This is a genomic window from Actinomyces qiguomingii, from assembly GCF_004102025.1.
GTDB classification, from domain to species: Bacteria; Actinomycetota; Actinomycetes; order Actinomycetales; family Actinomycetaceae; genus Actinomyces; species Actinomyces qiguomingii.
The window spans coordinates 2,196,348-2,223,346 of sequence record NZ_CP025228.1; the positions used below are offsets into that span (position 1 = coordinate 2,196,348).

Genomic DNA, 26,999 nt, shown 5'->3' on the forward strand with positions numbered 1-26,999 from the left:
CTTCCGCTCAGTGCATTGTCATGACGTCATGTTGTCATTCCGTTGCGAACCGAGTTCACATTCTCCGCTAGAGTTGCGCTGCTCCCTATCGTCATCTAGATTTGCGTAACTTATTCCATTATGTTCATCGGTCGGGCGGTACCGGCAGCGGAGATCGGACTCGTACATGTTGCTAGTAAGTGCATAAGCGTTTCCTCTGCAACCGCCACATTTCTCGCGGATAGGACAGCATTGACACGCAACCGCAAGGTTTCGACGATCGCGTAGCGTTCGTAGGACCGGCGAATTTGTCCATATCTCGCGTACTGACAGGCGCCTGATGTTTCCAACGGTGTATGGCAGGACAACACAAGGATACACATCGCCATTCGCAGCGATTGCACCTTGCGCCATTCCTGCCTGACATCCTCGAAACATCGGTGAACCTGTCAACTCAGGAGCGACTAGGGCGATTTGCGCCAAATGGGTGCTCATATCAACTTCGGGATGTCGGCGCCGCATATCATGCCACCACATCAGTATGTCTCGCCATTGCGACGGCGGCAGATCAAGGTCTTTTGAAGCCCTTCCTGTGGCCACCAATTGAGACAAGTTGAACCCACTGACACCGAGTTCCAAGGCGTATTCAAACACTTCGTATAGTTGTTCGTAGTTGCCACGGTGGATCGTAAAACATACTTTAGTTTTGAGGCTTGCATCTATGCTGTTTTCGATTGCTCGCTTGGCCCTGTCGAACATGCCCGCTCGACGTCGAACGATATCATGCGTTCGTTGCATGCCATCGAGCGATATCTGGATTCGACCGACTCCGGCGGATGCAAGCTCTTTAGCCCTGGTTGAAGTCAAAGCCCAGCCATTGGTTCCAATTCCGACGTTGACCCCGAGCCCAACTGCGTGTTCCACAATATGGTTTAGATGCTTCACCATCAGAGGCTCGCCTCCGCTAATTGCTAAGTCCAACAACCCGTCGTTCGCGAGAATATTAACGTTCTGAATGATCTCGTCGTATTGTAGCTCATCGGGCAGCCTTGCGGCGGAAGATGCGTAACAGTGGATACAGCGAACATTGCACGCGTTCGTTAAAGCCCATACGAGGTGCAGGGGCATCTCGTTCGTTGTTGGTGGCTCCACACCGTTGAAACTCGGTCTCATGGTTCTCGATCCCATGTATCGTTGATCGTTAGTGTATGATGCTGTACGGATCTCGATGTGTCAATGGTTCGACGTGACTCATCTTAGGTGCCCGCGAAAGTGGTTCGGTGCCTCATCCGGGTGCTGCTCGCGAGAGTCGCGGATCGTGGTGGGCATGCGGTGGTGGGTTGTTTGGTGCAGGCCAGGGCGGAGATCACCAGGGGTAGTACGCGGGGGCGTATGCCAAGGCGCCCAGAGAAGGACAAGGGGAGGATGCCGGGGTGATGTGTGCGCGGTGACCGGTCGGGTGCCGGGAGGGCTCCAGGCGACGCCTGAGGGCGGTAGCCAAGCGCCCACCAAGAACTGGCAGGTCCGAGCCCAGGCCCAGGGCGCGCAAGTACTCCTACGACGCCTTAAAGGTACTCCAGCGCGTGTGGGCGGCCAGCGGCGGGCCAGTTGCGGCAAATACATGAAGGTGTCCATGCCGCCGCTCCCGGGGCCTGCCGGGAGGGCCGCGGGCGAGCTCGTAGACGGTCAGGACCGATACAGCCACCAGGTGCGGCGTGAGCCGGGTGTCTATGAGCGCGACAGGCCATCGACCGTTAACCCGCCCCTGCCAGGGCCAAGTGGCCGCCTGCGCGGCAAGAGCACCACCAATGGCCGGCCCGCCGGTTGCGCAACACCCGCCAGGCCCCCGCAAGGGCCGGCGGGCGAGGCCCGTGCAGCCGGCGGGGTTCTTCGAGGCCCGTTACCGTCACGCCGCTGCGGTCCGCTGCCCGCAGGGGCGAGTTCGCCCGCACCGGGAACATGACCAACCGTGCTCACCGGCCGGGGCCTTCACCCGACCCATCCGTGGGCGGCGCCGAGAAGCACATCAAGGCAACCCTGGACCAGGCCGTGGACAATATCCCCTTCCCCATCACGGGAATGGACTTCGCAGGCGGCAGCAAGTTCATCAAACCCGGTGCAGTTCACTAGCTGGGCACCCACCTACCTGGAGCCAGTGTGCACCTGTCGATTCCAATCGCGAGATTAGCTACTGACCCGGTCGACGGCGCCGCCGAAGCGGCGCTCACGGTGCGCGTAGGCCTCGCAGGCGCGCCACAGCTCGGTGCGGTCGAACTCGGGCCAGGGCAGGTCGGAGAAGTACAGCTCCGCGTAGGCCGAGGACCACATCAGGAAGTTGCTGGTGCGCTGCTCCCCGCCGGTACGGATGAACAGGTCCACGTCCCGCATGTTCGGGGAATACAGGTATCGCTGCACCGTCTTTTCACTGATCGACGACGCCCGCAGCCGCCCCGATTCAACGTCGTGAACAATCGCGCGGGCGGCATCAGCGATCTCCGCTCGGCCGCCATAGTTCAGGCACATATTCAGCACCATGGTGTCGTTTCCGGCAGTAATGCGCTCAGAGCGGCGCACCTCCTTGAGCACCGACTTCCACAGCCGCGGTTCGCGCCCAACCCAGTTCACGCGCACACCCCAGGCCAGCAGGTCATCAGTCTGGGCCCGCAGCACGGAGCGGGTAAAGCCCATCAGGAAGCGCACCTCCGCCGGCGAACGCTTCCAGTTCTCGGTGGAGAAGGCGTACACGCTCAATTCCTTGACCCCAAGTTCAACGGCGCCGGCGATCACGTCCATCATGGTCGACTCCCCCACCCGGTGCCCCTCGGTGCGGGGCAGGCCGCGGGCGTTGGCCCAGCGGCCATTGCCGTCCATGACACAGGCGACGTGAGCAGGCACGGCATCGGGGTTGAGGGCGGGCGGGTTCAGCCCCTCGCGGTGCAGGGGGACGACGTCGAGCGGGCGCCGCTCCAGGACCGCGTCATTGGAGGGCGCAGAGTCCTTATTCTCCGAATTCTCCGACATATCAGGCCCTTTCGACCAGGGATAGAGAGCGCAGGCGCCGCTCCAGATGCCATGTCAGATAAGCCGAGACGCATCCGGACGCCTCGGCGCGCTGACGCGCCGCCGATACGTCCGCCAGTTCCCAGTTGCCCGAAAGCAGGGCGCCAAGCAGTGCCATGGTGCCCGGTTCGACGTCGACGGAGCCGGCGGGTCGGCAGGCGGAGCAGACTGCACCGCCTGCCTGCACATGAAAGGCCGTGTGTGGCCCGGGTGCGCCGCAGCGGGCGCAGTCGTAGCAAGAGGGCGCCCAGCCGGCCAGGGCGAGGGCCCGAAGAAGGTAGGAGTCGAGTACCAGACCGGGGGCGTGGCGGCGGCGCGCCAGGGCTGACAGTGCTCCGTACAACAGCAGGAACTGCTGTGGAGATTCGGTGGTGCCCAGGTCGCCGTCGTCGCGGGTGAGGCGCTCGGCAGTCTCGGCCATGGTCTCGGCGCAGGTAAACATGGCGTAGTCGACGGCGATATTGCGACCGAAGGGGTCGATGGTCTCCGCCTGGGTGACCACATCCAGGTTGCGCCCAGCGTGCAGTTGCACATCAATCATGGAGAAGGGCTCCAGGCGCGCACCGAAACGCGAAGTCGTGCGACGCACCCCCTTGGCTATGGCACGCACCTGCCCGTGTGCGCGGGTGAGCATCACGATGATGCGGTCCGCCTCGCCCAGCTTGTAGGTGCGCAGAACGATGGCCTCGTCCCGGTAGAGCCTCTCACCCAACGGCGTCTCCGTCAGCGCATGGCACGGTTGACGGCCGAGATGACCGCCTTGAAGGAGGCGGTGGTGATGGAGTGATCGATGCCGACACCCCACAGCACCTGGCCACCGACCTCACATTCGACGTAGCAGGCGGCGCGGGCGTCACGGCCCTCGCTCAGCGCATGCTCGGCGTAGTCGAGGATGCGCACTTGGACTCCGGTCTGCTCCAGGGCGGTGACAAAGGCATCCAGCGGACCTGAGCCGGAGGCGGTCAGCAGCAGTTTGCGTTCGTCTCCGTCTTGGATGGTGACGGTGAGAATGGACTCGTCATCGCCGACGGCGGTGAGCGTGGCGCCCTTGAGGCTGTAACGGCCCCAGGTGGGCAGATCGACACCGGGTGCCGCCGAGGCGGGCAGGTACTCGTCGGTGAAGATCGACCACAGGTCGTCGGCATCGACCTCGCCACCGTAGGTGTCGGTGTGGTGTTGGACGATGTTGGAGAACTCGATCTGCAAGCGGCGCGGCAGATCCAGGTTGTGGGTGTGTCGTAGCAGATAGGACACTCCGCCCTTGCCGGACTGGGAGTTGACCCGGACCACGGCCTCGTAGGAGCGGCCGACGTCATGGGGGTCGATGGGCAGGTAGGGCATGGTCCAGGGCACGGCCACGTCCGCCTCGTCCTGGCTCATGCCCTCGGTCACCTTGGCGGCGACCTTTTCGGCGCGGGCAGCGAAACCCTTCTTGATGGCATCTTGGTGGGAGCCGGAGAAGGAGGTGTAGACGAGCTCGCCGGCGTAGGGGGTGCGCGGGGGCACGTCCATCTGGGTGGAATGCTCGACGACGCGGCGCACCTCATCAATGTCGGACAGGTCGAGCATGGGGTCGATGCCCTGGCTGAACAGGTTGAGGGCCAGTGTGACCAGGTCGACATTACCGGTGCGCTCGCCGTGACCGAACAGACAGCCCTCCACACGGTCGGCGCCGGCGAGCATGCCGAGCTCGGCGGCGGCGATGCCGGAGCCGCGATCGTTGTGGTTGTGGATGGATAGGCATACGGCGTCGCGGTGGGACAGGTTGCGGCTCATCCACTCGATCTGGTCGGCATAGACATTGGGGGTGGCGCGCTCGACGGTGGCGGGAAGGTTCAGGATGATCTCGCGGTCACCCTCGGGCTGCCACACGCCCATTACGGCCTCGCAGACCTCCAGGGAGTACTCGCGCTCGGTGTCCACGAAGATCTCCGGGGAGTACTCGTAGCCGAAGATGGTCTCATCGGTGAGCACCTTTTCCGCCCGTGCCATGACCTGGCGGGTGCCCTCGACGGCGAGTTCGCGTATGTCGTCCTTGCCCATGCGGAAGACAACCTCGCGGAACAGCGGGGACAGGGCGTTGTACAGGTGGACGGTGGCGCGCGGCGCGCCGACGCAGGCGTCCAGGGTGCGGTCAATCAGGTCCTCGCGGGACTGGGTCAGCACGGAGATGGTGACGTCCTCGGGGATGGCGTCGTCCTCCACCAGGGAGCGCACGAAGTCGTAGTCGGTCTGGGAGGCGGCGGGGAAGCCGACCTCGATCTCCTTAAAGCCCATGCGCACCAGCAGGTCAAAGATGGCGCGTTTGGCGGCGGGCCCCATGGGCTCGATGAGGGACTGGTTGCCGTCGCGCAGGTCTGTGCTCAGCCAACGGGGGGCGTGGGTGATGCGGTTGTTCGGCCAGGTGCGGTCCGGCAGGGAAACGTCGACGGTGTCGAGGAAGGGCCGGTACTTGGTGAAGGGCATGCCGGATGGCTGCTGGGGTGCGGGGCGAGCGGTACGCATGGGTCTGGTTCTCCTGAGCAGATGTGCTTGGTTCCCGGCGCCGGGGCCCGGCGCGCCGGGGGTGGCTGGCTACGCGAAGTAAGCCGCGGTCGGGGTGCCGGCCTGGTCAGGCCCCGCCGCGGCGACTAAGCAGGAGGTTCCGCTCCCGGACCAAGGTCGCGCGCACGGACACACGGTACCCCGATTCCGCTTCCTCGCCACGTCGGATCACAGTGTGGACGGCGCGAGGACGAGCAACTCTCGCGACTCGCGACCACAGCACTCGTCAGTCACGCACGCAATATGTAGTAGGTCTGCTATATTCCGTAGTGTACCTACCAGGAAGGAGCAGCTATGTTCCCTGCCCCGCCCGCGATTACAACCCGCGGCGTCGACTTCGCCTACGGCAAGCACCCGGTGCTGCACGACGTCAGCCTCACGGTCCAGCCCGGCGAGGTGGTCTGCCTGCTGGGCCCCAACGGCGTCGGCAAGACCACGCTCGTGGAGAATCTGCTCGGCTCGCTGCGCCCGCACGCGGGCAGCGTCCGCGTATTCGACACCGATCCGCGCCGCGCAAGCGCCGCATTCTGGGCGCGGATCGGGCTGGTGCAGCAGAACTGGACCGATCACGCCAAGTGGCGGGTCAAGGACCAGCTGGAATGGATTCGCTCCATGCTGCTGACAGCGACGACGCGTGCAGCCACGGTGTCTGAGGTGCTCGACGCCGTGGGGCTTGAAGACAAGGCCAATTCACGCCTCTCCCGACTTTCGGGAGGGCAACGCCGCACGCTTGACTTCGCCGCGGCGCTGTTGGGTCAACCCGAGCTTCTGATTCTCGATGAGCCGACGACGGGGCTGGACCCCGTCTCCAAGGCGCGCCTGCACGATCTGATCATGGAGCGCGTCGACGACGACGCCACCGTCTTGATGACCACACACGACCTGTCCGAGGCCGAGCGCCTGGCCTCGCGCGTGGTCATCATGGCGGCGGGCCGGATCATCGCCGACGGCACCGTCATCGAGTTGCGTGAGAGCATCGGCCGGGAGGCGGAGGTGACCTGGATGCAGGAAGGCGAGCACCATGTGCACGCCACCGCAGCCCCCGAGCGCTTCCTGCAGCAGCTGGACCTGGACACGATCAGCGAGTTGACAGTCACTCGCCCCACTTTAGAAGAGGCCTACCTCGCCCTGGTCTCCCAGCCCGCAGAGCCAGAGCCGACGAGCACGGACGCCCGCGAACGCTCACTACCATCCGACCACCACCCCACCGCCAAGGAGCCTAGGCCATGACCCCCACCCGATCTGTGCCCCTGCCCGTACTGCGTGCGGCGGCGCGCCAGGCCTACGGCGACCTGCGCCCGAGCATCGTGGGAGCCGGAACGACGTCCATCCTGTTTACAGTGGCCGCCATATTGGTCGTCTCCCGGATAAGCAATGGTCCGCTCCGCGGACTCGACTCCACCAGTGCCTTCGGCACCATGTTCGCGGCCGGCAGCGTCGGCGGCTTCGCCAGTCTCGTCATGATACAGATCGGAGCGGAAACCTATACCGATCGCATCGGGGGCGCACTGCTGCGGGTGCGCATCCTCCCACACGGACCGCTCACCTGGGCGATCGGCAAGACGCTGTCCACCGTGGTGTTGGTTTTCATCATGCAGGCGATGATCCTTCTAGGAACTGTCCTGTTCATTGATGTCGCTATGCCCGCCACCGGAACGGCACTGCTCTGCCTGCTTATTGCCGCGCTGGCCTCGCTGTCGTGCGCGCCGCTCGGGTTCTTCCTCAGCGTGTTCATCCGCGGCGTTTACAGTTACATGGTGAACATGGTGATCTGCCTCGCGCTGTTCGTGGCCGGTTGTTGCTACCCGACCTCCGCGCTGCCGGGCTGGGTGCAGGGCATTCAGATGGTGTTGCCGACCTACTGGTCCGGGCACCTGACCCGCTGGGCGCTTGTGGGCGATCCGTCCTGGGAGATCGGCGGCAGCTTCCACCCGGTGCTGGCCGTCGGAGTGCTGCTGGCCTGGATCGTCGTCGGCTTCGGGCTGGTGCCGCCGGTCATTCGCCGCAGCTTCCGCAAGGAGACGATCGGCGGCCTGAGCCGCACCCAGTCGACGATCCGCTCACAGACTGGGCTGTGAGATGTCCGGAGAGGTCGTTCACAACCGCATCGCCGTGCTGCGTGCGGACCGTAGGGTCAGCCGAAGGCAGTTGGCGGAAGCGCTCGGCGTGCACTACCAGACGGTCGGCTATCTGGAGCGCGGCGAGTACGCCCCGTCGCTGTACCTGGCGCTGCGCATCGCCCGCTACTTCGATGTGCCCGTGGAATCGGTGTTCTCCCTGGAGGAGTTCCCGCCGCTGAGCTGAGCACGAAATCGCCATACCAGTCCTACCACCAAGGTCCCACCTCAAGGCGACCGGTGGTAGCATATTAAGTATGAAACTGAGTGTGAGTCTGAGTGAAGCGGATCTAGCGCTCCTAGACGAGTACATAAACCAGGAAGGCCTTCCCTCAAGATCAGCGGGAGTCCAAACGGCCATACGTCATCTTCACCGGGAGAACCTGCGTAAGGCCTACGTGGAAGCCTGGAGGGACTGGGCGGAATCCCCAGACTCATCCGAATGGGACACGACAGTCGCCGATGGGCTCGATGGGAACGACGATGCTGCGCGGTGAGATACGGATTGTAAACCTCGATCCCGTGATAGGCAGCGAAGCAAACAAGCGTAGACCTGCCGTCGTGGTGAGCAACGACGATGCCAACACGGCGGCCGCGGTTCTCGGCCGAGGTGTTGTAACGGTGGTACCAGTCACGAGCTCAACCGAGCGTGTTCTCCCGTTCCAAGTCCTTCTCCCCGCGGAGTCGACCGGGTTGTCATTGGATTCCAAGGCACAGGCAGAACAGGTACGTTCTGTGGCGGTTCAACGCCTCGGTCAGGTGGTAGGACACTTGCCGACAGAGCTCATGGCCAAGGTTGATGCCGCATTAAGGCTTCACTTGGCCCTGTAGATCACCATCCAGAGCGTGACGTCAATGCGTGCCCATTCACTGCCCGAAGACCTCGAAGCAGGCCCGCTCGGCGCCGCCGGCGGGCACGTCCACGGTGGCGGCCACCAGCCCGTCCTTGAGCAGGATTACCGGCTCTTCGCGTTTGAGGGTGTGTGGGCCTGGGGGTTCGTGTGTTGCCGCGACTGTGTTGACGCGACGGTTCGTACCTTCGCGTCAGGGTTCGTGTGTTCTGGTCAGCGATTCGTACCTTGTTGTGACGGTTCGGCACCCTCCGGTACGTACCGTCGTCGGAAGTGCCGAAGCGTTGGTGTCTAGTGCCGAACCGTCATGCGAAGTGACGAACCGTCATCCGGTGCGCCCGGGCGAACACGCCGGGTCCGCACCCCGAGCGGTCATGTATACGCCTGTGGAGTCGGTGTTCTCCCTGGAGGAGTTCCCGCCCCTCACCTGAGCCGAGGCGCTCCGGGCGCCCGCCCTCGCCGAAGCCGGTCGATATGGAATTCAGCTGTTGGGCTAACCTCACCCGCACCCCACGACACTTGAGCTTTCATTGGCCTCATGGCGACGCGCGAGGAGAACCGGGAGCGCATACGTGTCCTGTGGGAGTACATCAAACCGCACCGGAAGGTGCTGGCCCTCGGGGTCGTGCTCGGGCTGGCGACAACCGCCACCTCGCTGGCCACCCCCATGGTGACCAAGTGGGTCCTGGACACCCTGGGAACGGGCGTCAATCTGCTGCAGCCGGTGGGGCTGCTGATCGGTCTGTTCGTGGTGGGGGCGATTGCCGGCTTCGCGCAGTACGTGGTATTGGGCCGGCTGGCGGAGAACATCGTGCTGGACGCGCGCCGCTCCCTGATTAGCCGGTTTTTCCGCGCCAAGCTGCTCCAGGTGCAGCGCATCCGCACCGGTGAACTGGTCACCCGCGTCACCAGCGACACGGTGCTGCTGCGGGAGGCGACCACCAGTTCCGTCACTCAGCTGGTGGACGGAGCGGTGGCACTGGTCGGCACCGTCGCGCTCATGCTGGTCCTCGACGTACCCCTGCTCATCGCCACGCTCATCACCCTCGTGGTCATCGCAGTCCCCTTGATCATCCTGATGCCCATGATCGGTGAGGCCGATAAGCGCGCCCAGGACTCGCTGGGCGAGCTCGGCGGCTCGCTCGAGTCTGGTATGCGCGCCCTGCGCACCGTTAAGGCCTCACGTGCGGAGGACCGAGAGGTGGCGGCCTCCCAGGATCGGGCGCAGACCGCGGCCAAGTTCGCAATCCGCTCGGTGTGGATCTCGGCCATGACCGGGGTCGTTGCCGGTGGCGGTCTACAGCTGGGAATCATCGCCATCCTCGGTTTCGGGGCCTGGCGGGTGAGTACCGGGGCGCTGGCCGTATCCACGCTGGTCGCGTTCCTGCTGTACGCCTTCAATCTCGTTGCTCCGATCAGCGACCTGACCATGGCTTTCACCCAGCTGCAGTCCGGCATCGCGGCGGCCGGACGCATTCGCGAGACCCAGCATCTTGAGCTCGAGGATCTGCACGCGGTTCCGGGCGGCGCCGCTGAAGTCGCCGATGCGGAGGACTCGCCCCGGATCGTGCTGCGCGACGTCATCGCCCAGTACGCCGATACGGAGCAGCCGGCCCTGAGCGGAGTTAGCCTGGAGATCCCCCGTACCGGCCACGTCGCCCTGGTCGGTCCCTCCGGTGCGGGCAAGACCACGGTGTTCTCCCTGCTCCTGCGCTTCCTCGAACCGACTTCCGGAAGCCTTGAGCTCGACGGCGTGCCCTACGAGCGCCTGAGTATCGATCAAGTCCGCTCGCGGATCTCCTATGTGGAGCAGGAGACGCCGGTCATCCCGGGCACCGTCCGGGACAACGTTAACTACCGGCATCCGGAGGCCGACGATGCGGAGGTGTGGCAGGCGCTCGACGCCGTCGGCCTGGCGGACACGGTGCGTAGGCTGCCTGAGGGGCTGAATGCGCAGGTGGCCGCCACGAGCCTGTCCGGCGGGGAGAGGCAGCGACTCGCCATTGCGCGCGCCCTGCTGCGCTCCCCCGACCTGGTGCTGCTCGACGAGGCGACCGCCCAACTGGACGGTATCAGCGAGGCCGCGATTCAAAGGGCGATTCTCCGGCTCGCGCAGGCGGGGACAGTGGTGACGATCGCCCACCGCCTGTCCACCGTCGTCGACGCCGACCGCATCATCGTCCTGGAAGACGGGCAGGTGCGCGATGAGGGCACACACGCGGAACTGCTGGAGCGCGACGGCCTCTACCAAGAGTTCATCGCCGCCCTGCGGATCGGGACGCCCCGGTAGGCGGTTCACGGATTCACCTGGCCCTATGACCCGCTGGATCCCTCGGCGACTCCGAAGGCGTCCAGGTAGGCCCGTTCGGCACCGCCGGCGCGCATGTCCACGGTGGCGGCCACCAGCCCGTCCTCGAGCAGGATTACCCGCTCGCGCACCTCGTCGAGCACGCTGAGAATGGCGCCGCATGGCGGCCTGGAAACGGGCAGCAGCACCAACATGAACTTGACTCGCCGCAGCCGAAATGCTGTCGCGATCAAGTTCAGGGCCCTCACGGCCTGCCTTCACTCTCCCAATCACTCACACCAGCATGGGGAACAGTCCCCAGTAGGCGATGGCCACCAGCAGCGTGGCAGCCCCAATCATCGCCGCGGTGAGCACGGCTGCGGCGGGCACGGTCAGCCAGCGTCCCTTCTCACCGCGCTCCCGATTGGCGGCATGCGTCGCCGCCCGCATGCGCCGGGCTCGATAGGCGAGCTTGACGAGCATGACCACGGCGACCATCGCCACCAACTGGACCACCACCCAGCCGCCGTAGGAGAACAAATGGTTAGTGCGGTAACTGGTGGCCAGGGAGGCCACCCCCAGGATGTAGACCACGTACAGTAACCAGGCTGCTGTTACGCTCAGGCACAGGGAGGTGGCCCACCGGCCGATGGGGTCGGGCAGGTGCAGGCCGCGGCGTCCACGCAATCGTGGCGCCTGCCCGAGTAGCCAGCCGACGCCGGCCGCCACCATCAGCCCGAAACCCATTATGAGAGTGGTGAGCATCAGATCCCCTGAGGCATACCAGCGAGTGGGGTCGGGAGCCTGTGCCCAGTAGGCCTGGGTGGGGGTGGCGCCAGCCACATGCGGCTGGGCGGAGGCGGTGTCCGGCAGGCCGGTCACCCACCGGGACAGGTCGCGGGTCACCCCCGGGGCGAGCGAACCGTCGGTGGAGATACCGAGTTTGAGCCCATGGTTGGCGCCGTCGTAGTACCTGACGGTGAACTGATCGTTGTTGGCGGCCTGCAGCGCTTCCCGCACGGTTGTAGGCCCCTGCACCAGCGGCATGGAGGCATCGGCGGTGCCGTAGAGCATGAGCACCGGGACGGTGATGGTCTCCAGGTAGGTCACGGAGTCGAAGTCGGCGTACTCGAAGCCGCCGCCGGGGATGTTGGCGGAGCCAAGCACGCGCGGAATCAGATCCAGCAGGGCCTGCGGAACTCCTACATTTCGCATATAGGTGTCCACGGCAAGCGCCGCCTGCTCGCGCAGCCGCACCACCGGAGCGCTGGCCAGGATCAGGAAGGCAACCCGGTCATCCTCGGCGGTCAGTACCACCGCGGGGATGGCGCCCTCGGATTCGCCGTATATGCCTATGTCGCCGCTGTCCACGCCCTCCAGGGCGATCAGATAATCCAGACTGTGCCGGTAGGTTTCGGCCATGGACAGGTAGTCGCGTTCAGTTGCGGAGTAATCCTCCATGGGTTTGCCGGGTACCAGCGTGGTCACGCCGGCGGAGGCAAGCGACTCGGCCTGTTCGGAGAAGCCCCAGAAGGTGTGGGTGCCGGCGCCGTGCATGAAGATCACCCCCGGGGTGTCATCCTCCACGCCGATGGGTCGGCGCAACAGAGCGGTGCTTTCATCACCGTTGGCCTGGGTGATGGTGATTTTGGTGGTCTGAACGCGATAGGTGCCGACGGCTGCAGTATCCACCGTGCCGCCGATGGCGGTGTCGGTTGTATACGGAGTCAGGGAATCGGCGACCGGCTGCGGGTTCCAACGAGGTCCCGCAAGCGTGCCGATGAGGCTGAGAGCAAGGGCGGTGACCATAATCCCGCCAATGGTGCGGTGGTCGGTGGATACCGCCAGCACCAGAGCCCCCAGGGCGAGTGTGAGGAGTATCTCCCAGATCTCCCGTCCCCCGGTCCCCAGCAATCCCATGAGCACGGCTGCGATGAATGCGGCCGCCAACACGATCAGGGTGCGTCGCCGTTCGGTGCGCCACAGCCATGACAACAGCGTCCAGGCCCGGCGCGGGAACTCGCGCATCCACCTCCAGCCGGAGCGAAGTTCGGCCACGGTTATGCGCGCCGGCTGCCGTTTTGGGCCAACTCGGCGCACCGATTTCGCCTTGGGCCGGGCACCACGCCGCTTAACTTCGGGCCGCTTGTGGGAGTCGGGGAGTGGGTGCATGGCGGGCGGTGTTCAGAATCCGAGTCTGGCCAGAGCTTTGGGGTCGGACTGCCAGTCCTTGACAGTGCGCACGTGCAGGTCAAGGTATACCTTACGGCCGAGCAGCTCCTGGATGCCGTGGCGGGCCTGGGTGCCGATCGTCTTGAGGTTGGCACCGCCCCGGCCGATGATGATGGCCTTCTGGGAGTCGCGTTCAACCAGGAGGCTGACGCGAACCTGCAGGCGATTGCCTGCACCCTTGATTCGGCCGGCATTCTCGGCGGTGGCCGGGTCGACGATCTCATCGACGACCACGGCCAGCGAGTGCGGCAGTTCCTCATGCAGGCGCTCAAGAGCGGCTTCGCGGACGAGTTCACCGACCATAACTGCCTGGGGCTCGTCGGTGACGGAGTCGGTGGGGTACAGCGGCGGCGAAGGGGGCAGGTGGGCGGTCAGGACCTCCTCCAGCACATCGATCTGCTCCCCCTTGACGGCTGATACCGGCACGATATCCGCCCAGTCACCGAGCTCATTGACGGCCAGGAGCTGCTTGGCCAGGTTAGGGCGGGAGACAGTGTCGGTTTTGGTGACGACGGCGACTACGGGCTTGCCCAGGGCGGCCAACTCCCGGGCGATGAGCCGGTCGCCGGGACCGATCTTGTCACCGGCGGGTATGCAGAAGGCGACCACGTCCACGCCCGTGAGCGTTTCGCGCACCAGGTCATTCAGGCGCTGGCCGAGCAGGGTGCGCGGGCGGTGGAATCCGGGGGTGTCCACCAGCACCAGCTGGCTTTCGGGCCGGCTGACCACACCACGGACGTTGTGGCGGGTGGTTTCGGGGCGGCCGGAGGTGATGGCGATCTTTGTTCCCACCAGCGCATTGGTCAGGGTGGACTTGCCGGTGTTGGGCCGGCCGAGCAGGCAGACGAAACCGGCCCGGAAGTCCTCGGGATAGTCGGGCAAGGGGATGGGTGCGCGGGCGGGGTCTGCGGCTGCCGAGTCCAGATCGTCGGGGAGGATCGGGAAGCCATCGGCGTCAGTGGTGTGGGTCATCGCTTCTGCCTCACTCATCGGATTCGTCGGTTTGGTCGTGGGGTGTCGGTGCTGGCGGGGCGGCGTCGACGGCGTCGGAGCGGGAGGCCAGCAGCGTGGCTACCTGCCGGCGCCGGCCGGTAGCCTCCTCGGCTACCAGGTGTACACCCTGCACGTCGCCACTGGCACCGGGCAGCGGCACCCTGCCTATGGCCTTCGTTAGCAGCCCGCCGGCGGTGTCGACGTCGTCGTCGTCGATCTCCAGGCCGAAGAGCTCGCCGAGGGCGTCCAGGCCCAGGCGGACAGGTACGCGGAAGATGCCCTGCCCCAGATCCTCGGCCACAGGCTCGGCATGGTCGTGCTCGTCGGTCAGTTCGCCGACGACCTCCTCCAGCAGGTCCTCCATGGTGACCAGGCCGGCGATGCCACCGTACTCGTCAACGGCAAGGGCGATGTGGAAGTGTCCCAGCTGCATCTCGCGCAGCAGGTCATCGGCGAGCTTGGTCTCGGGCACGTAAGTAGCCTCACGTACGAAAGACACCACAGGTCGTTCCCAGTATTCGGGATGGTCGGACAGGCGCCGCAACAAGTCCTTCAGATACAGGATGCCACGCACGTCGTCGGCGTCCTCCCCGATCACGGGCACACGCGAGTATCCGGAACGGATGAACAGCCGCATGGAGGCCGAGGCAGGCTTATGCTGCTCAATGGTGACCATATCTGTGCGGGGCACCATAACCTCTCGCACGAGCGTCTGGCCAAGCTCCACGACCGAACGCATCATCTCACGGTCCTCGTCCTCAATGGTCTCGGAGTCGCCGATCTCGTCGATCATTTCGCGCAGATCCTCGGTGACTTCGGCACGCATGTCGGCGTCGGTGAGGGCGGAGACGTGACCGAAGCGTGCCTGCAGCCAGCGCCAGGGAGCGCCCAAGGAGTCGACCCTCTCCAACATGCCCGCAAGCACCAGCAGGGTACCGGCGGGGTTGCGCCGGCCCGCCGAGCGCGGGGAGACGCCAACCAGCAGGCCCAGCAGCACCAGGTTCAGGGCGATCGCCACCAGTAGGACCTGCCACCACTTCTCGAAGCGGCCGGCCACGCCCAGGGTCACCAGGACCGCTACCAGCATGTCCACGCCGGCGCGCAGGCCGGCCACAGCGGCCAGCACTCGATCGCGTTCAGCGGTCAGGACCACCACCCGGTCGGCACGGCGGCGGCCGGCCTCCACGAGGTCCTCGGCGGCGGCACGGGTCATGCGGGTCAACGCCCCCTCCCCCGCCGACAGGGCCATCCCGAAGCCGAGCGCGACCACGGCCGCTACCAGCAGCAGAACAGTGGGGGTGGCGGTCACTTGCCCCGCTCCGCCAGGAAGGTCAGCAGCAAGGTGCGCTGGAGGTCGAACATCTCCTTCTTCTCCGCCGGCTCGGCATGGTCGTAGCCGAGCAGGTGCAGGATTCCGTGGACGGTGAGCAGGAGCATCTCCTCCACGGCGCTGTGGCCGGCCTCAAGGGCCTGTCTGGCGGCCACCTGTGGACACAGCACCACGTCACCGAGGGTGCCCGGAGGAGCCTCGTTCTCGGCTGTGCCAGGGCGCAGCTCGTCCATGGGAAAGCTCATCACATCCGTGGGGCCCTCCAGGCCAAGCCAGCGCACATGCAGTTCGGCCATGGGCTCGGGGTCGATGAACAGTATGTTCAGCTCGGCCAGGGGGCTGACATGCATATTGGACAGCACGTGATCGGCCAAGGCGGCGAACTCGGCGGCGTCGATGGGCGTGGTGGTCTCGTTGATGACCTCGGTGGTCATGGGCGGTTCCTGTCTCGGAATTCGGAGGGCGTGCGGCGGCGGAGGCCACCACGGCGGGGGGCCGGCTCCGCGCCGGACTTGTCGGCGTGCTCGGCATCGTAGCGATCGTAGGCGTCAACGATCTGACCTACGAGCCGGTGACGCACCACGTCGGCGGCGGTCAAGTCGCAGAAGCTGATGTCCTCCAGGCCGTCGAGGATACGACGCACCACCCGCAGCCCGGAGGGGCGGCCTCCCGGCAGGTCGATCTGGGAGACGTCCCCGGTGATCACCATCTTGGAGCCAAAGCCCAGGCGGGTCAGGAACATCTTCATCTGCTCGGGGCTGGTGTTCTGAGCCTCATCGAGGATGATGAAGGCGTCGTTAAGGGTGCGGCCGCGCATGTAGGCCAGCGGGGCGACCTCAATGGTGCCGGCGGCGATCAGCTGCGGCAGTGCCTCGGCGTCGAGCATGTCGTGCAGGGCGTCGTACAGCGGCCGCAGGTAGGGGTCGATCTTGTCGGTGAGGGTGCCGGGCAGGAAGCCGAGGTTCTCCCCCGCCTCCACGGCCGGGCGGGTCAAGATGATTCGAGAGACGCGTTTGCGTACCAGGGCGTCGACAGCCTTGGCCATGGCCAGGTAGGTCTTGCCGGTGCCGGCCGGGCCGATGCCGAAGGTGATGGTGGAGTTCTCGATGGCATCGGTGTAGGCCTTTTGGCCGAGTGACTTGGCACGGATGGAGCGCCCGTGGGTGGTCAGGACCTCGTCGGTAAGAACCTCGGCCGGGCGGGCGGAGGCATCCAGCAGGCTGATGGCCCGGTCGACGGCGTCGGCGGTCAGTGGCATGCCGGCGCGGGCTACATCAATCAGTTCGGACAGCAGCACAATCACCATGTCCACGCGGGCGGCGGCGCCGGTTACCGTCACGGTTGTGCCCCGCACGTGTACGGAGATGTCGGGGAAGCCGCGCTCAACGGCGCGCAGCACCTCATCGCGGGCGCCGAGTAGGGCGACGGGGGCGAGGTCGTCGGGCAGGGTCAGGCTGCGGGTGATGTCTGCGGACGCGGCTGCTGGTGTGATGGGCGAATTCGTCATCTTGGCGCCCATGCTACCGGCCGGTAGCACTCCCCAACCACCGAGGTCGGTAGAAATAACCACCGAGGTCGGTAGATATGGCCCGGCCCAACGGATTGGTCCGGATCGGCCTTCCTTACCCTCAGGTGTGATGTCTCAGGACATCGGTGACAGTTCTGCCTCAGGACATCCTTACCCTCAGGTCTGAAGGCCGCATCGCCATCAACGAGGGGCAAAACCCTCCAGTTCGACCACGACCTGTCTTCACCCGGCGGGCCGCTGCGGACGATTGTCGCCTTCGCGAACTCGGCGGGTGGCGGCTGGTCATCGGTGTAGCAGACGACGGCACGGTGGTCGGTGTCCAAGACCCACTCGCCGAGGAGGAACGCGTCGCCAGCCTCATCGATGACCGGATCTCACCCCAGCTGGTCCCCGCGATCGATCTGGTGACGCTGGCAGACAAGACGGTGCTCGTTGTTGATGTGCCACTCAGTACTCGCCGACCTCACTACATCACCCGCCAGGGTGCGGAAGCCGGCGTCTACGTGCGCCTCGGTTCCACCACGCGGCAGGCGGACCCCGCGCTGGTGGCCGAACTCGAACGCAACGCCCGCGGCATCGCCTTCGAAAACCTTCCCGAACCACGCGCCACACTGGAGGACCTGGATCTGCAGGTCCTTTCCGAGCTGCGCGGACGCGACACGTCGGCCGATGACCTCCTGGCACTCGGCCTCGCTGCCAAACAGGGTGACCAGACCGTCCCCACCAATGCGGGCATCCTTGCCGCCTGCCCCGACCCCACGCGCTTCCTGTCCTCCGCCTGGGTCCAGTGCGGGCGCCTGCGCGGCCCGCACGGCACGGACATCTTCGACCAGACCGAGATTCACGGCCCCATGGCGCTGGCCGTCGACCCCGCCGTGGAGTTCCTGCTCAAGCACGCCTACAAGACCGCGGTCTTCGGCGAAGTCCGGCGCCGCGACGTTTACTCGATCCCCATCGAACCGATCCGCGAGGCGATCGTCTCTTCCGCGAAGCCGGGATCATGGAGCAGTGGGGTACCGGAATCCAGCGCGTCTTCGAGCAGGTGGCTGAGGCCGGCCTGCCCGAGCCCGTCATTGAGGAGATCCAGGACCGTGTGCGGGTCACGATCTACGTGCCCAGCCACGACCCGGCCAAGAGCGGCGAACATGCGAACAAGTCGGGCGTGGATGGAGGTACTCCAAGCAAACCGGGCGACTCACCAAGTCAGCGCACCAAGTCACTAAGTCGAGTCACCAAGTCGGAGCACCAAGTCACTAAGTCGAGTCACCAAGTCGGAGCACGAAGTCAAAGCACCAAGGCACCAAGATGAGGCACTAAGAAACCAAGTCGGCGCAGCGAACACACCGCCCGCGCCTACCTTCGCATTCTCACGGGAACAACCGAATGAACGCGATAGCAGGCATCCAATGCCAGCTCTTCCGGTTTGAGCGCATGGTCGGCAGCACCAGGCACATTCGGCGGCCCACGTCGAGGGCGGCAGTCGCACAGGCACGGGAACACACTCCCAATCAGAAGAGCCAAGTGCCCCTGCTTCCCCGGCAACGCCGCCGCCTGCATCCGTTTTAGCGCACCCGCCGCGGCACGGTCAGGGCGGCCACCGCGAGGATGGTCACGCCTGCCCCGGCCACCAGCCCCAAGTCGGCGGCGAAGGCGGCGGTCGGTGCGGTATTCGCGCTGAGCTCGCCGACGGCGTCCACGGCCCAGCTCATGGGCAGCACGTTGCTGCACAGCTCCAGCACCCGCGGCAGCTGGGAGCGGGCCACGAGCAGCCCGCAAAGGAAGATCTGCGGGCCGATGATCACGGGGAAGAACTGGACCGCCTGGAACTCGGTGCGGGCGAAGGCGGAGACGAACAGGCCCAGTGCCACGCCCAGGAAGCCGTCAACCAGCGCGGTGAGGATCACCCACGCCCAGGAGGCGGCTATCTGCACCCCCAGGCACCACGCGGCAACCGCGCACAGCACCAGTGACTGGCCCACCGCCGTGGCGGTGAAGGCGGCGGCATAGCCGAGCAGCAGGTCGGCGCGGTGCAGGGGTGTGGTCCACAGCCGCTCCAGCGTGCCGGAGCCGCGCTCGCGCAGCATGGTCACGCTGGTAACCAGGAACATCACCAGCATCGGCAGGATCGCCATCATGGCCACGGCAATCCGGTTGAACAGCTGCTCTCCGTGCGGATAGTCGTAGTAGACGAAGTACAGCAGGGTCAGCAGGGCGGCAGGTACCACCATGATCAAGCCGGGGGTGCGCCCGTCGGCCGCCAGCTGTGCCAGGACGCGGCGGACGGTGGCGGCGAAGGTGCGCGTGTTCATCGCTCCCCCTCCCCGCGCTCCGCCCTCCGGACGACGTCGAGGAAGGCGGCGTCGAGGGTGTCGGCGCCGGTGCGCGCCAGGAGCTCGGCGGCGGTGGTCGAGGCCAGGAAGCGGCCGGCGCGCATGAGCAGCACGCGATCGCAGCGCAGGGCCTCGTCCATGACGTGGCTGGAGATCAGCAGGGTGGCGCCCGCATCGGCCAGATCCCGGAAGGTCGCCCACAGCCCCTCCCGGGTCAGTGGGTCCAGGCCGACCGTCGGTTCGTCGAGTATCAGCAGTTCCGGTCCGGCCACCAGGGCGCAGGCGAGCGAGACCCGGCCGGTCTCGCCGCCGGAGAAGGTGCTCACGCGCCGGTCGGCCAGGTCGGTCAGGCCCACCGTGTCCAGCACCTCGTCGACGTCGCGGGCGCGCCGACCGGCCAGTGCGGCGAAGTAGCGCAGGTTCTGGCGGGCGGTCAGGTCCTTGTACACGGCCGCCGCCTGCGTCACATAGCCGACCCGGTCGCGTACGGCGGGCACGCCCGGCCGCTTCCCCAGCACTTCGACCGCGCCGTTGTAGTGCTGCACGCCGACGAGGACGCGCATCAGGGTGGTCTTGCCGCAGCCAGAGGGGCCTAGCAGGCCGGTGACGGAGCCGGGTCGCAGATCAAGGTCCAGGCCACGCAGGATCTCGGTGCCGCCGCGCCGCACCCGCAGCCCACGAACGATGACGGCGCTCGGGGGCGCGGCCACTTCGGTGGGCACGTAGCCACCACGGCCGGTGTCCCGTCCGTTTTTCATCATGTGATGAATATAAGGGAGCCACCACTGCACGGCAAGGCCGCTCGCCTTGTGCACGCCAACGCTCGGCGACTCAGCCCGCGGCTCCCTGGGCCCGAGAGTCGGAGTCGGTATCGGCGATTTGCCCACGGGCGACGCCGTCTTGTGCGCCAATCTCGCCCGTCAAGTAGTGCTGGATCACCGGACCGACGGCGGCAGCGAGTTCCTCCGGGCTCGCCGCGGCCACGGCGTCGAGGCGGGCGACCCAGCGCGCCATGCCCAGTCCGACCAGATGTCCGGCGATGAGTTGGGAGCGCAGCCGCACCCGGTCGGGTGCCACCTTCGCGACCAATGGGGTTACCAGAGCTCCGACCACGAGCTTGCGCACCCGCGCCACCATGCCCTCGTTGGTCAGTGCCGCGCGCAGCAGCGCGGAAAAGCGTTCCTGGCCCATGCGATCCCACTGAGTGATGAACACACGCACCAGTGCCACCCCCTGCCGGGATGAGGGCAGGCGCCGGACTTCGTCAAGAACACTCGGGTCCATCGGCGGCCCGTCCGGCCCGTCATAGACTGCCTCGACGAACAAATCGGATCGCTCCGGGAAGTAGTGGTGCACCAACGCCGGGTCCACGCCCGCCTCGCGTGCAATGCCGCGCAGCGAGGTGTTGTAACCGTCGCGGGCGAAGGCGGCGCGGGCCGCCTCTAAAATCGCCCGCCGGGCATCCGGGCTCCCGGCCCGCCTGCGACCCCGCGTGCCCATCTCACCCTCCTGCGCGACTATTGACAGGTCGAAGGATACGTTCGGTGTCGTCCTGGTGCCGAGCTTCAGCAGACAACCGCCCCCACCGACACGGCGTCCGCACCCAAATGTGTCCATCTGTCGCCACTTTCAGATATCGACTCAGCCGTTCCCGCAACAACAACAACGGCTCTGTAGCAGGCGCAGCTGTGGTTCCTCCGGCGAACGAATGGGCACTGCACCGTCAAAGTGGCGACGGATGGACACTTTTCCGCCGAACACACCCCCACCCGAGCTCACGCACCGGCCGATCCGGCCACGTCGCAGACGAGCTTGCCGATCTGGTGGCCCCGGGCGAGTCGGGCGTAGGCGGCGGGCACCTCGTCCAGCGGCATAGTCTCAGCCACGCGGGTGTTAAGCCTCCCGCCAGCGACGAGCTCCAGCAGCCCGGCAAGCATGGCGGCCAGGTCGGCGCGATCGCGAGCAGCACCCGCGGAGTAGGCCGCCCCCAGGGAGACCTCGTGGATCGACGGCGAAATCGTGAACCCCGGGATGGCGGCCAGGTCGGGCCGCCCACCGATGAAGGCCAGGCCGCCGTTGAAGGTGAGCGCACCCAGGTTCGCGGTCGCCGAAGCGGAATCGAGGGTGTCGAGCACGGCATCTAGGCCGTGCCGCTCGGGGTGAGCGCACGCGCGGCCATGGCGACGGCTTCGGGGCCGCCCGCGACTCGGTAGTCGATGACCTCGTCTGCACCGAGCGCGCGCACGGCCTCCAACTTGGTCGTCGACGCGGTGGCGATGACGCGGGCGCCGAGACCTTTGGCGATCTGGATGGCGTAGCCGCCCACTCCCCCGGCGCCGGCGGTGATGAGCACCGTCTGCTCGGCGGCCAGGCGCAGACGTCGCACCAGCGCTTGGTAGGCGGTCATGCCCGCACTTGGTAGGGCGGCCGCCTCTACGGCGGTAACCGCCGCGGGCACGTGCGCAACCGCGAGGGCATCGACGACGGTGTACTGGGCCAGTCCACCCGGGCGCCGTAGATCGTGGTACAGGGCGACGCGGTCGCCGACGGCGAGGTCGGGACGCAGCGCGGAGGTGCCGTCGTCGGCCGGGGTGGTGACGCCGGGCCCGATAACGTCAATGGTGCCGGCGACGTCCAAGCCGAGGATGTGCGGCCAACTCCAGGCTGCGCTGCCGCGGGCGACCTTCCAGTCGACAGGGTTCAGCCCGCAGGCCTCCACGCGCAGCCGGACCTGTCCCACGCCGGACTCGGGGACACTCACCTCCCCGACTCGCATGGCGGAGGCCAGATCCGCGGGCCCGGCCGGACGGTCGAGCAGTAGGGCGGTCATGATGTCAGGCACGGTCTTCTACTGGATTTCCGGCGGCTGGTCAAGCCTGTGGCGATGCGCCCGGACGAGCCAGCCCCGCCGCCTTCATGGTCTGTTCGCATCGTATCGCTGCGCCCGCGCACCGGTCCCAGCGGAGGGAGTCGATGCGCCCGAATTCGCGTCAGTGGAGAGTGGGATCCTGTACGCGCGATACCTCAACGAATCAGTACCGCAACGGTATGGCGGAGTACGCCGCGTGGTGCACTCTTGACTAACCAAACTCGTCAACGTAAGGTTGACGAATGAGGGTTACTCGGTCGGCCCTCAAACATGGTGTCTCAGCCGATGACGTCGCCCACGCCTGGGAGAACGCGTTGCGACTGGTGGAGTACGAGTATGACGGGGAGGATCGATTACTCGTGATTGGCCCAGCGATGGATTCGAGTCTGCTTGAGTTGGTCGCTGTTCCTTCAGCCGCACCAGCCCGCATTATCCATGCAGACCGTCTACGGCCGAAGTTCTACGATTATCTGAAGTGATTCCCATGCAGCGAACAACTACGACCAGTTCTCCGGATGCCGGGCTGCAGTTTCTCGACCCGGCGCGCACGCCCTCACGCGACGCCACGCACTTCCGGCGCATCATCGCCGCGAAAAAACACGTGGTAGACGCGGAACAAGACCTGGCTCGCGCCGTCGCCGACGCTCGTGCGGCCGGTGAGTCATGGACAGTAATAGGCGCGGCCCTCGGTGTCTCGAAACAGGCCGCGCACAAGCGTTTCGGCCACTCGTCCCCCTGCTAGAGACCCGCCTCAGCCCCACAGGCCGGCGCGCTGCGCGAGGACCGCGAGCGCTACCGGCCCTGCCGACGCCGTACGCAGCACATACGGCCCCAGGCGCACCGTGGTCGCCCCGGCGTCCTCCAGCGCCGTCACCTCTGCTGGGCCGATCCCGCCCTCGGGCCCGACGACGACGGCGAGCACCGGTGCCTCTCCCACACCGCCAGCACCCTCCCGAGAGTCGCCCTCGGTTGCGCCAGCCGCCTCCGACGCTGCCACACCCACCCGTGTCTCCGGCAGCGCCGCATCGCCGATCGGCCTGGTCGCCTCCTCGTGCAAGACCAGCGCCGTCCCGCCGGCCTCGCACACCTGACGCACCCAGTCGGTCAGCTCGGCGGTGGTGAGCAGCTCCGCGATCTCGGGCACGCGCGCCCGCCGCGACTGCTTGGCGGCCTCGCGTGCGGCGGCCTGCCAACGCTGGCGCCCCCGGGTCGCCTTCACCCCACGCCACACGGACACGCACCTCTCGGCCCACCAGGGCACCACCTGGTCGGCGCCGACCTCGGTGGCGGTCTCCACCGCCTGCTCATCGCGCCCACTCTTGGCCAGCGCCTGCACCAGCACCAGTTTCAGCCTCGCGTCGGGTTCCTGGACCCGGTGCACCACCCGTACGCCCAGGCGCCCCCGCCGTCCGCCTTCGGCGTCGGTCACCTCGCACACCAGGCGCAGGCCCCGCCCGTCCACTAGGTCGACCCGCTCTCCCGGGCGCAGGCGCCTCACGGAGACCGCATGGTGAGCTTCCGGGCCGTTCAGTATCAGCCCGTCCCCGGGGGCGGCGATGTCAGCCGCCCCGGCGGGCTCGAGCGTCTCGGGGGTGAAGATGAACACGGGCGCAGTCACCCTCTCAGCGTACGTTCACCGGCACACCGGTGCCGCAGTGCTAGCGTCACGGCACATGACCGATCCCGCGTCCCTCCCACAGCCAGCCACTGCCGCACGGCCTGTCACCGACCCACCGGCCACGGCCCTAACCGGATCGACCGCGCCGACGGCCACCACAGTCGAAGACTTCCGCCGCAATCTGGCCGCCGTGCGCGCCCGCATTGATGCTGCCGCCCGCGCCTCCGGCCGGGACCCCGACCAGATTCGCCTATTGCCGGTTTCCAAAACGGTGCCGGAGGAGCGACTGCGGGCCGCCTACGACGCCGGTATCACCCAAATGGGGGAGAACAAGGTGCAGGAGGCCAAACGTAAGGCTGCGAACCTGGCCGACCTGGGCATTCACTGGGCACTGATCGGCCATTTGCAGACCAACAAGGCCAGAGACGTGGCCGCCTTCGCCGACGAATTCCAGGCGCTGGACTCGCTGCGCCTGGCCGAGGCACTGGACCGGCGGCTGCAGGCGGCCGGCCGCGGTCTGGACGTGTACGTGCAGGTCAACTCCTCCGGGGAGGCCTCCAAATTCGGCCTGCGTCCGGAGCAGGTCGCCGACTTCCTGGCGGCTCTGCCGGCCTACTCCTCCCTGCGGGTGCGCGGCCTGATGACGCTGGCCGCACACACCGATGACGCCGACCGCATCCGTGAGTGCTTCCGGATCATGCGCGCCCTGCGGGACGCCGGTCTGCAGGCGGGAACCATCGGCGCGGGCGAGCTGTCCATGGGTATGAGCGGAGACTTCGAGTTGGCAATCGCCGCCGGCTCCACCTGTGTGCGCGTGGGCCAGGCGATCTTCGGGGCGCGCTCGGTCCCGCAGCAGGCCCAAGCATCCGCGGGACCGGGACGCCGTTGACACCGGGCGGCTCAGGGGCGGCCGTCCTGCTGCTCGCCGCGCCCGGCACCCAACCTCGCTCAGCGTCCGGAGAACTTCTCTTTGAGCTTGCCCATGACGGATTCGTCCTTGGGTGGCGCGTAGCCGTCCTCTCCCCGCAGAGATGCCAGTTCAGCGAGCAATTCGCGCTGCCGTTCACCCAGATGGGTGGGGGTCTCCACCACCATCTGCACCCGCAGGTCGCCGCGGCCTGAGCGCCGCAGCCGGCCCACTCCCAGGCCCGACAGGACTATCTCATCCCCACCCTGGGTGCCGGCACGCACAGACACGTTGCGCCGACCGTCGAAGGTCTCCAGTGGGAACGTGGCTCCCAGGGCGGCAGCGGTCATAGGCACCCGCAACTCGGTGTACAGGTCGTCGCCCTCCCGGGTGAAGGCCTCGTGCTCGTTCTCGTGGATCTCCACGTATAGGTCACCGTTGGGACCGCCGGCGGGGCCTGCTTCGCCGCGGCCGGACATGCGGATGCGCGTGCCAGTGGAAACGCCCGCCGGGATGTTGATCTCGATGGGAGCGCGCACGTGCTGGCGGCCCTGGCCATCGCAGTCCTTGCAGGGCGAGGCGATGACGGTGCCGTACCCCTGGCAGCGCGGGCAGGGCGTGGAGGTGACCACATTGCCCAGTAGGGAGCGCTGCATGCGCTGCACGGATCCCTGACCGTTGCATTCGGAGCATGTCACCGGTGAGGTACCGGGGCTGCAGCATGAGCCGTGGCAGGTGTCGCACACAACATAGGTGTCTACGGTGACGGTCTTCGTGGCGCCGAACACCACCTCGGCCAGATCCACGTCCACCGCCAAAAGGGAGTCCTGTCCGCGGCGGGTGCGCGATGCCGGGCCGCGGGCTGCGGCACCACCGAAGAAGGCCTGCTGGAACAGGTCGGAGAAGCTACCGAAGTCGCCGGTGAAGCCGCCGCCGAAGCCGCCGTTGCCGTGCAGGGCGTCCTCCCCACCTAGGTCATACATCTGGCGCTTCTCGGAGTCCGAGAGGACCTCGTATGCGGTGGATACCTTTTTGAACTCGTCCTCGTGCCCCGGACCGGCGACATCGGGATGCAGTTGCCGGGCCTTCTTGCGGTAGGCCTTCTTGATCTCCTCGGCCGTGGCCTGGCGGGTGACGCCGAGGACGTCGTAGTAGTCGCTCACGCTTACTGGTGTTCCTTCATGATCGGTGGGTGTCGTCTGTTCGTGGGGCCGGCGCGCTCGGCGTCACGGCGGCAGGTTCAGGTTGCGGCTCCTTCGGTGCCGGTCAGGAACCGGGACAGGTAGCGGGCGACGGCGCGTACGGCCGCCATGGTGGCCGGGTAGTCCATGCGTGTGGGGCCGATGACGCCCAGGTGGGCGACGGCGGCGCCGCTGCCGGGGCCATAGGCTGCGGAGACCACCGATGCCTCGGCAAGTGCCTCCTCATGGGTCTCCGAACCGATCCGTACGGTGGTGCCGGTGTCATCCACGCCATCGCGGTGGGAAGCGTCGGCGGAGGTGAACAGTCGCAGCAGCACCACCTGCTCCTCGACCGCGTCCAGCAGCGCACCAATGGCCGAGAAATCCAAGGAACGAGCGAGGTTGGCGGTGCCAGCCACCACTATGCGCTCTTCGGCGTCGGGGCGCAGGGCGGCGATGAGCTCGTCGGTGACCGCCGCCAGCACAGCGCGTTCATCGTCAGGAGCTTGCTCGGTTAGAGCGCTGAGCACGGGGAGGACGTCGACGGCGCGACGGCCGACCAGGGCCGTGTTCAGCCGCACCCGCAGCCGTTCCAGGACGGCCGGATCCACCAGCCCACTGGGCCCCCGGCCGGACAGGCCCACAGTGCGCTGTTCCACGCGGCCGGTGTCGGTAATGATGACCAGCAGCAAGCGGGTGGGCCCCAGGGCCACCAGCTCCAGGTGGCGCAGTGTGGTGCGTCGCAGGCTCGGGTACTCGACGACGGCGAGCTGACCGGTCAGCTGCGCCAGCACGCGCACGGTGCGCGCGACGACCTGCTCCAGGTCAACCGCCCCGGACAGCAGAGCATTGATGGCGGCGCGCTCGGGTGCGGATAAGGGCTTGATGCGGGCCACCTCATCGACGAAGCGGCGGTAGCCCTTCTCCGTGGGGACGCGGCCCGCACTGGTGTGAGGCTGGTGGATGTAGCCCTCATCCTCCAGGGTGGCCATGTCGTTACGGATGGTGGCCGGGGACACGCCCAGCCGGTAGCGCTCCACCAGGGCGCGTGAGCCCACCGGTTCACGGGTACGCACATAGTCGGTGACGATGGCGGACAACACCTTCAGTCGACGGTCATCCGACATGGGGTTCTCCTTCCTCATCTGTCACTCGTTGGGGTTGCGGGCGCCG

General features: G+C 66.6%; 27 protein-coding genes and 1 pseudogene. 10 read left to right on the forward strand and 18 right to left on the reverse strand.

Annotated features, from left to right (window positions below):
• Positions 1-18: 18 nt before the first annotated feature.
• Entirely contained in the window at positions 19-1,167 is a 1,149-nt protein-coding gene (locus tag CWT10_RS17980; protein ID WP_103062871.1) for a radical SAM/SPASM domain-containing protein, read from the reverse strand.
• A 771-nt stretch (positions 1,168-1,938) separates the two neighbouring features.
• On the opposite strand from CWT10_RS17980, the gene CWT10_RS16780 reads away from it, so the two are divergent.
• A complete protein-coding gene (locus CWT10_RS16780; protein WP_158247625.1) occupies positions 1,939-2,109 on the forward strand; it encodes a hypothetical protein in 171 nt (56 codons plus the stop codon).
• A 54-nt stretch (positions 2,110-2,163) separates the two neighbouring features.
• Here the strand turns inward: CWT10_RS16780 and uppS are convergent, their stop codons facing one another.
• The 3 genes from uppS to leuA are packed head-to-tail and all read right to left on the reverse strand — an operon-like array spanning position 2,164 to position 5,544.
• Positions 2,164-3,000, reverse strand: a complete 837-nt coding sequence (uppS, locus tag CWT10_RS09080; RefSeq protein WP_103062870.1) for a polyprenyl diphosphate synthase — start codon at positions 2,998-3,000, stop codon at positions 2,164-2,166.
• Between the two features lies 1 nt (position 3,001).
• The gene (gene recO, locus CWT10_RS09085) at positions 3,002-3,751 is read right to left on the reverse strand and encodes a DNA repair protein RecO (RefSeq protein ID WP_103062869.1); all 750 of its coding nucleotides are present in this window, start codon (positions 3,749-3,751) and stop codon (positions 3,002-3,004) included.
• A gap of 11 nt (positions 3,752-3,762) precedes the next feature.
• On the reverse strand, positions 3,763-5,544 hold the full coding sequence (leuA, locus tag CWT10_RS09090) for a 2-isopropylmalate synthase (protein ID WP_103062868.1): 1,782 nt from the start codon (positions 5,542-5,544) through the stop codon (positions 3,763-3,765).
• 333 nt (positions 5,545-5,877) lie between these two features.
• On the opposite strand from leuA, the gene CWT10_RS09095 reads away from it, so the two are divergent.
• The 5 genes from CWT10_RS09095 (at position 5,878) to CWT10_RS09120 (ending at position 10,841) form a co-directional block, all read left to right on the forward strand.
• A complete protein-coding gene (locus CWT10_RS09095; protein WP_103062867.1) occupies positions 5,878-6,813 on the forward strand; it encodes an ABC transporter ATP-binding protein in 936 nt (311 codons plus the stop codon).
• Positions 6,810-7,661 carry an ABC transporter permease gene (locus CWT10_RS09100; protein ID WP_103062866.1) on the forward strand — a complete coding sequence of 284 codons (852 nt, stop codon included), beginning with the start codon at positions 6,810-6,812 and terminating at the stop codon, positions 7,659-7,661. The genes CWT10_RS09095 and CWT10_RS09100 overlap by 4 nt, the downstream gene beginning before the upstream one ends.
• A gap of 1 nt (position 7,662) precedes the next feature.
• A complete protein-coding gene (locus tag CWT10_RS09105; protein ID WP_103062865.1) occupies positions 7,663-7,887 on the forward strand; it encodes a helix-turn-helix transcriptional regulator in 225 nt (74 codons plus the stop codon).
• Between the two features lie 296 nt (positions 7,888-8,183).
• Complete coding sequence (locus tag CWT10_RS09115) at positions 8,184-8,531, forward strand: type II toxin-antitoxin system PemK/MazF family toxin (RefSeq protein ID WP_103062863.1); 348 nt, start codon at positions 8,184-8,186, stop codon at positions 8,529-8,531.
• 558 nt (positions 8,532-9,089) lie between these two features.
• Entirely contained in the window at positions 9,090-10,841 is a 1,752-nt protein-coding gene (locus tag CWT10_RS09120; RefSeq protein ID WP_103062862.1) for an ABC transporter ATP-binding protein, read from the forward strand.
• 23 nt (positions 10,842-10,864) lie between these two features.
• On the opposite strand, the gene CWT10_RS09125 is transcribed toward CWT10_RS09120, so the two are convergent.
• From CWT10_RS09125 to CWT10_RS09150, 6 genes are all read right to left on the reverse strand, one after another.
• A complete protein-coding gene (locus tag CWT10_RS09125) occupies positions 10,865-11,107 on the reverse strand; it encodes a hypothetical protein (protein WP_103062861.1) in 243 nt (80 codons plus the stop codon).
• A 25-nt stretch (positions 11,108-11,132) separates the two neighbouring features.
• Positions 11,133-12,866, reverse strand: coding sequence for an alpha/beta hydrolase (locus tag CWT10_RS09130; RefSeq protein WP_103062860.1), 1,734 nt, complete (start codon positions 12,864-12,866; stop codon positions 11,133-11,135).
• A 156-nt stretch (positions 12,867-13,022) separates the two neighbouring features.
• A complete protein-coding gene (gene era / locus CWT10_RS09135) occupies positions 13,023-14,060 on the reverse strand; it encodes a GTPase Era (protein WP_103062859.1) in 1,038 nt (345 codons plus the stop codon).
• Positions 14,053-15,372 carry a hemolysin family protein gene (locus tag CWT10_RS09140; protein ID WP_103062858.1) on the reverse strand — a complete coding sequence of 440 codons (1,320 nt, stop codon included), beginning with the start codon at positions 15,370-15,372 and terminating at the stop codon, positions 14,053-14,055. Before CWT10_RS09140 ends, era begins: the two co-directional genes overlap by 8 nt.
• Positions 15,369-15,827 carry an rRNA maturation RNase YbeY gene (gene ybeY / locus CWT10_RS09145; RefSeq protein WP_103062857.1) on the reverse strand — a complete coding sequence of 153 codons (459 nt, stop codon included), beginning with the start codon at positions 15,825-15,827 and terminating at the stop codon, positions 15,369-15,371. The genes CWT10_RS09140 and ybeY overlap by 4 nt, the downstream gene beginning before the upstream one ends.
• On the reverse strand, positions 15,824-16,900 hold the full coding sequence (locus CWT10_RS09150; protein WP_233188113.1) for a PhoH family protein: 1,077 nt from the start codon (positions 16,898-16,900) through the stop codon (positions 15,824-15,826). The genes ybeY and CWT10_RS09150 overlap by 4 nt, the downstream gene beginning before the upstream one ends.
• A gap of 329 nt (positions 16,901-17,229) precedes the next feature.
• Here CWT10_RS09150 and CWT10_RS17400 point away from each other — a divergent pair.
• Positions 17,230-17,394: pseudogene (locus tag CWT10_RS17400) on the forward strand (AlbA family DNA-binding domain-containing protein); the annotation flags it as partial.
• Between the two features lie 527 nt (positions 17,395-17,921).
• Positions 17,922-18,230, forward strand: a complete 309-nt coding sequence (locus tag CWT10_RS17405) for an ATP-binding protein (RefSeq protein WP_233188112.1) — start codon at positions 17,922-17,924, stop codon at positions 18,228-18,230.
• A gap of 253 nt (positions 18,231-18,483) precedes the next feature.
• Here the strand turns inward: CWT10_RS17405 and CWT10_RS09160 are convergent, their stop codons facing one another.
• The 5 genes from CWT10_RS09160 to CWT10_RS09180 all read right to left on the reverse strand — a co-directional run bounded on the left by CWT10_RS09160 (position 18,484) and on the right by CWT10_RS09180 (position 22,093).
• Positions 18,484-19,230 carry an ABC transporter permease gene (locus CWT10_RS09160; protein WP_103062856.1) on the reverse strand — a complete coding sequence of 249 codons (747 nt, stop codon included), beginning with the start codon at positions 19,228-19,230 and terminating at the stop codon, positions 18,484-18,486.
• Positions 19,227-20,012 (reverse strand): ABC transporter ATP-binding protein, encoded by a 786-nt coding sequence (locus CWT10_RS09165; protein WP_233188111.1) that lies wholly within the window; start codon positions 20,010-20,012, stop codon positions 19,227-19,229. Before CWT10_RS09165 ends, CWT10_RS09160 begins: the two co-directional genes overlap by 4 nt.
• A 70-nt stretch (positions 20,013-20,082) precedes the next feature.
• A complete protein-coding gene (locus tag CWT10_RS09170; RefSeq protein ID WP_103062855.1) occupies positions 20,083-20,751 on the reverse strand; it encodes a TetR/AcrR family transcriptional regulator in 669 nt (222 codons plus the stop codon).
• A gap of 275 nt (positions 20,752-21,026) precedes the next feature.
• Complete coding sequence (locus CWT10_RS09175) at positions 21,027-21,386, reverse strand: zinc-binding dehydrogenase (RefSeq protein WP_103062854.1); 360 nt, start codon at positions 21,384-21,386, stop codon at positions 21,027-21,029.
• 5 nt (positions 21,387-21,391) lie between these two features.
• Positions 21,392-22,093, reverse strand: coding sequence for an alcohol dehydrogenase catalytic domain-containing protein (locus tag CWT10_RS09180; protein WP_128683386.1), 702 nt, complete (start codon positions 22,091-22,093; stop codon positions 21,392-21,394).
• A 511-nt stretch (positions 22,094-22,604) separates the two neighbouring features.
• On the opposite strand from CWT10_RS09180, the gene CWT10_RS09190 reads away from it, so the two are divergent.
• Positions 22,605-22,862 (forward strand): hypothetical protein, encoded by a 258-nt coding sequence (locus CWT10_RS09190; protein WP_103062851.1) that lies wholly within the window; start codon positions 22,605-22,607, stop codon positions 22,860-22,862.
• Between the two features lie 9 nt (positions 22,863-22,871).
• On the opposite strand, the gene CWT10_RS09195 is transcribed toward CWT10_RS09190, so the two are convergent.
• A complete protein-coding gene (locus tag CWT10_RS09195; protein ID WP_103062850.1) occupies positions 22,872-23,738 on the reverse strand; it encodes a 16S rRNA (uracil(1498)-N(3))-methyltransferase in 867 nt (288 codons plus the stop codon).
• Between the two features lie 55 nt (positions 23,739-23,793).
• On the opposite strand from CWT10_RS09195, the gene CWT10_RS09200 reads away from it, so the two are divergent.
• Complete coding sequence (locus CWT10_RS09200; RefSeq protein ID WP_103062849.1) at positions 23,794-24,627, forward strand: YggS family pyridoxal phosphate-dependent enzyme; 834 nt, start codon at positions 23,794-23,796, stop codon at positions 24,625-24,627.
• Positions 24,628-24,686: 59 nt separating this feature from the next.
• Here the strand turns inward: CWT10_RS09200 and dnaJ are convergent, their stop codons facing one another.
• Both dnaJ and hrcA read right to left on the reverse strand, forming a co-directional pair.
• A complete protein-coding gene (dnaJ, locus tag CWT10_RS09205; protein WP_103062848.1) occupies positions 24,687-25,808 on the reverse strand; it encodes a molecular chaperone DnaJ in 1,122 nt (373 codons plus the stop codon).
• Between the two features lie 77 nt (positions 25,809-25,885).
• Positions 25,886-26,953 (reverse strand): heat-inducible transcriptional repressor HrcA, encoded by a 1,068-nt coding sequence (gene hrcA, locus CWT10_RS09210; RefSeq protein ID WP_103062847.1) that lies wholly within the window; start codon positions 26,951-26,953, stop codon positions 25,886-25,888.
• Positions 26,954-26,999 lie beyond the last annotated feature (46 nt).

What these genes read in the sequence shown, in the direction of transcription:
- CWT10_RS09120 (WP_103062862.1), top strand. Translation starts at nt 9,090, where the DNA reads ATGGCGACGCGCGAGGAGAACCGGGAGCGCATACGTGTCCTGTGGGAG.
- CWT10_RS09190 (WP_103062851.1), top strand. Translation starts at nt 22,605, where the DNA reads ATGCAGCGAACAACTACGACCAGTTCTCCGGATGCCGGGCTGCAGTTT.
- CWT10_RS09170 (WP_103062855.1), bottom strand. Translation starts at nt 20,751, where the DNA reads ATGGGCACGCGGGGTCGCAGGCGGGCCGGGAGCCCGGATGCCCGGCGG.
- CWT10_RS09115 (WP_103062863.1), top strand. Translation starts at nt 8,184, where the DNA reads ATGCTGCGCGGTGAGATACGGATTGTAAACCTCGATCCCGTGATAGGC.
- CWT10_RS09095 (WP_103062867.1), top strand. Translation starts at nt 5,878, where the DNA reads ATGTTCCCTGCCCCGCCCGCGATTACAACCCGCGGCGTCGACTTCGCC.
- CWT10_RS09100 (WP_103062866.1), top strand. Translation starts at nt 6,810, where the DNA reads ATGACCCCCACCCGATCTGTGCCCCTGCCCGTACTGCGTGCGGCGGCG.
- CWT10_RS09130 (WP_103062860.1), bottom strand. Translation starts at nt 12,866, where the DNA reads ATGCGCGAGTTCCCGCGCCGGGCCTGGACGCTGTTGTCATGGCTGTGG.
- CWT10_RS09105 (WP_103062865.1), top strand. Translation starts at nt 7,663, where the DNA reads ATGTCCGGAGAGGTCGTTCACAACCGCATCGCCGTGCTGCGTGCGGAC.
- CWT10_RS17980 (WP_103062871.1), bottom strand. Translation starts at nt 1,167, where the DNA reads ATGGGATCGAGAACCATGAGACCGAGTTTCAACGGTGTGGAGCCACCA.
- CWT10_RS09200 (WP_103062849.1), top strand. Translation starts at nt 23,794, where the DNA reads ATGACCGATCCCGCGTCCCTCCCACAGCCAGCCACTGCCGCACGGCCT.
- CWT10_RS16780 (WP_158247625.1), top strand. Translation starts at nt 1,939, where the DNA reads ATGACCAACCGTGCTCACCGGCCGGGGCCTTCACCCGACCCATCCGTG.
- CWT10_RS09165 (WP_233188111.1), bottom strand. Translation starts at nt 20,012, where the DNA reads ATGATGAAAAACGGACGGGACACCGGCCGTGGTGGCTACGTGCCCACC.
- ybeY (WP_103062857.1), bottom strand. Translation starts at nt 15,827, where the DNA reads ATGACCACCGAGGTCATCAACGAGACCACCACGCCCATCGACGCCGCC.
- CWT10_RS09160 (WP_103062856.1), bottom strand. Translation starts at nt 19,230, where the DNA reads ATGAACACGCGCACCTTCGCCGCCACCGTCCGCCGCGTCCTGGCACAG.
- era (WP_103062859.1), bottom strand. Translation starts at nt 14,060, where the DNA reads ATGAGTGAGGCAGAAGCGATGACCCACACCACTGACGCCGATGGCTTC.
- CWT10_RS09150 (WP_233188113.1), bottom strand. Translation starts at nt 16,900, where the DNA reads ATGACGAATTCGCCCATCACACCAGCAGCCGCGTCCGCAGACATCACC.
- leuA (WP_103062868.1), bottom strand. Translation starts at nt 5,544, where the DNA reads ATGCGTACCGCTCGCCCCGCACCCCAGCAGCCATCCGGCATGCCCTTC.
- uppS (WP_103062870.1), bottom strand. Translation starts at nt 3,000, where the DNA reads ATGTCGGAGAATTCGGAGAATAAGGACTCTGCGCCCTCCAATGACGCG.
- hrcA (WP_103062847.1), bottom strand. Translation starts at nt 26,953, where the DNA reads ATGTCGGATGACCGTCGACTGAAGGTGTTGTCCGCCATCGTCACCGAC.
- CWT10_RS17405 (WP_233188112.1), top strand. Translation starts at nt 17,922, where the DNA reads ATGGAGCAGTGGGGTACCGGAATCCAGCGCGTCTTCGAGCAGGTGGCT.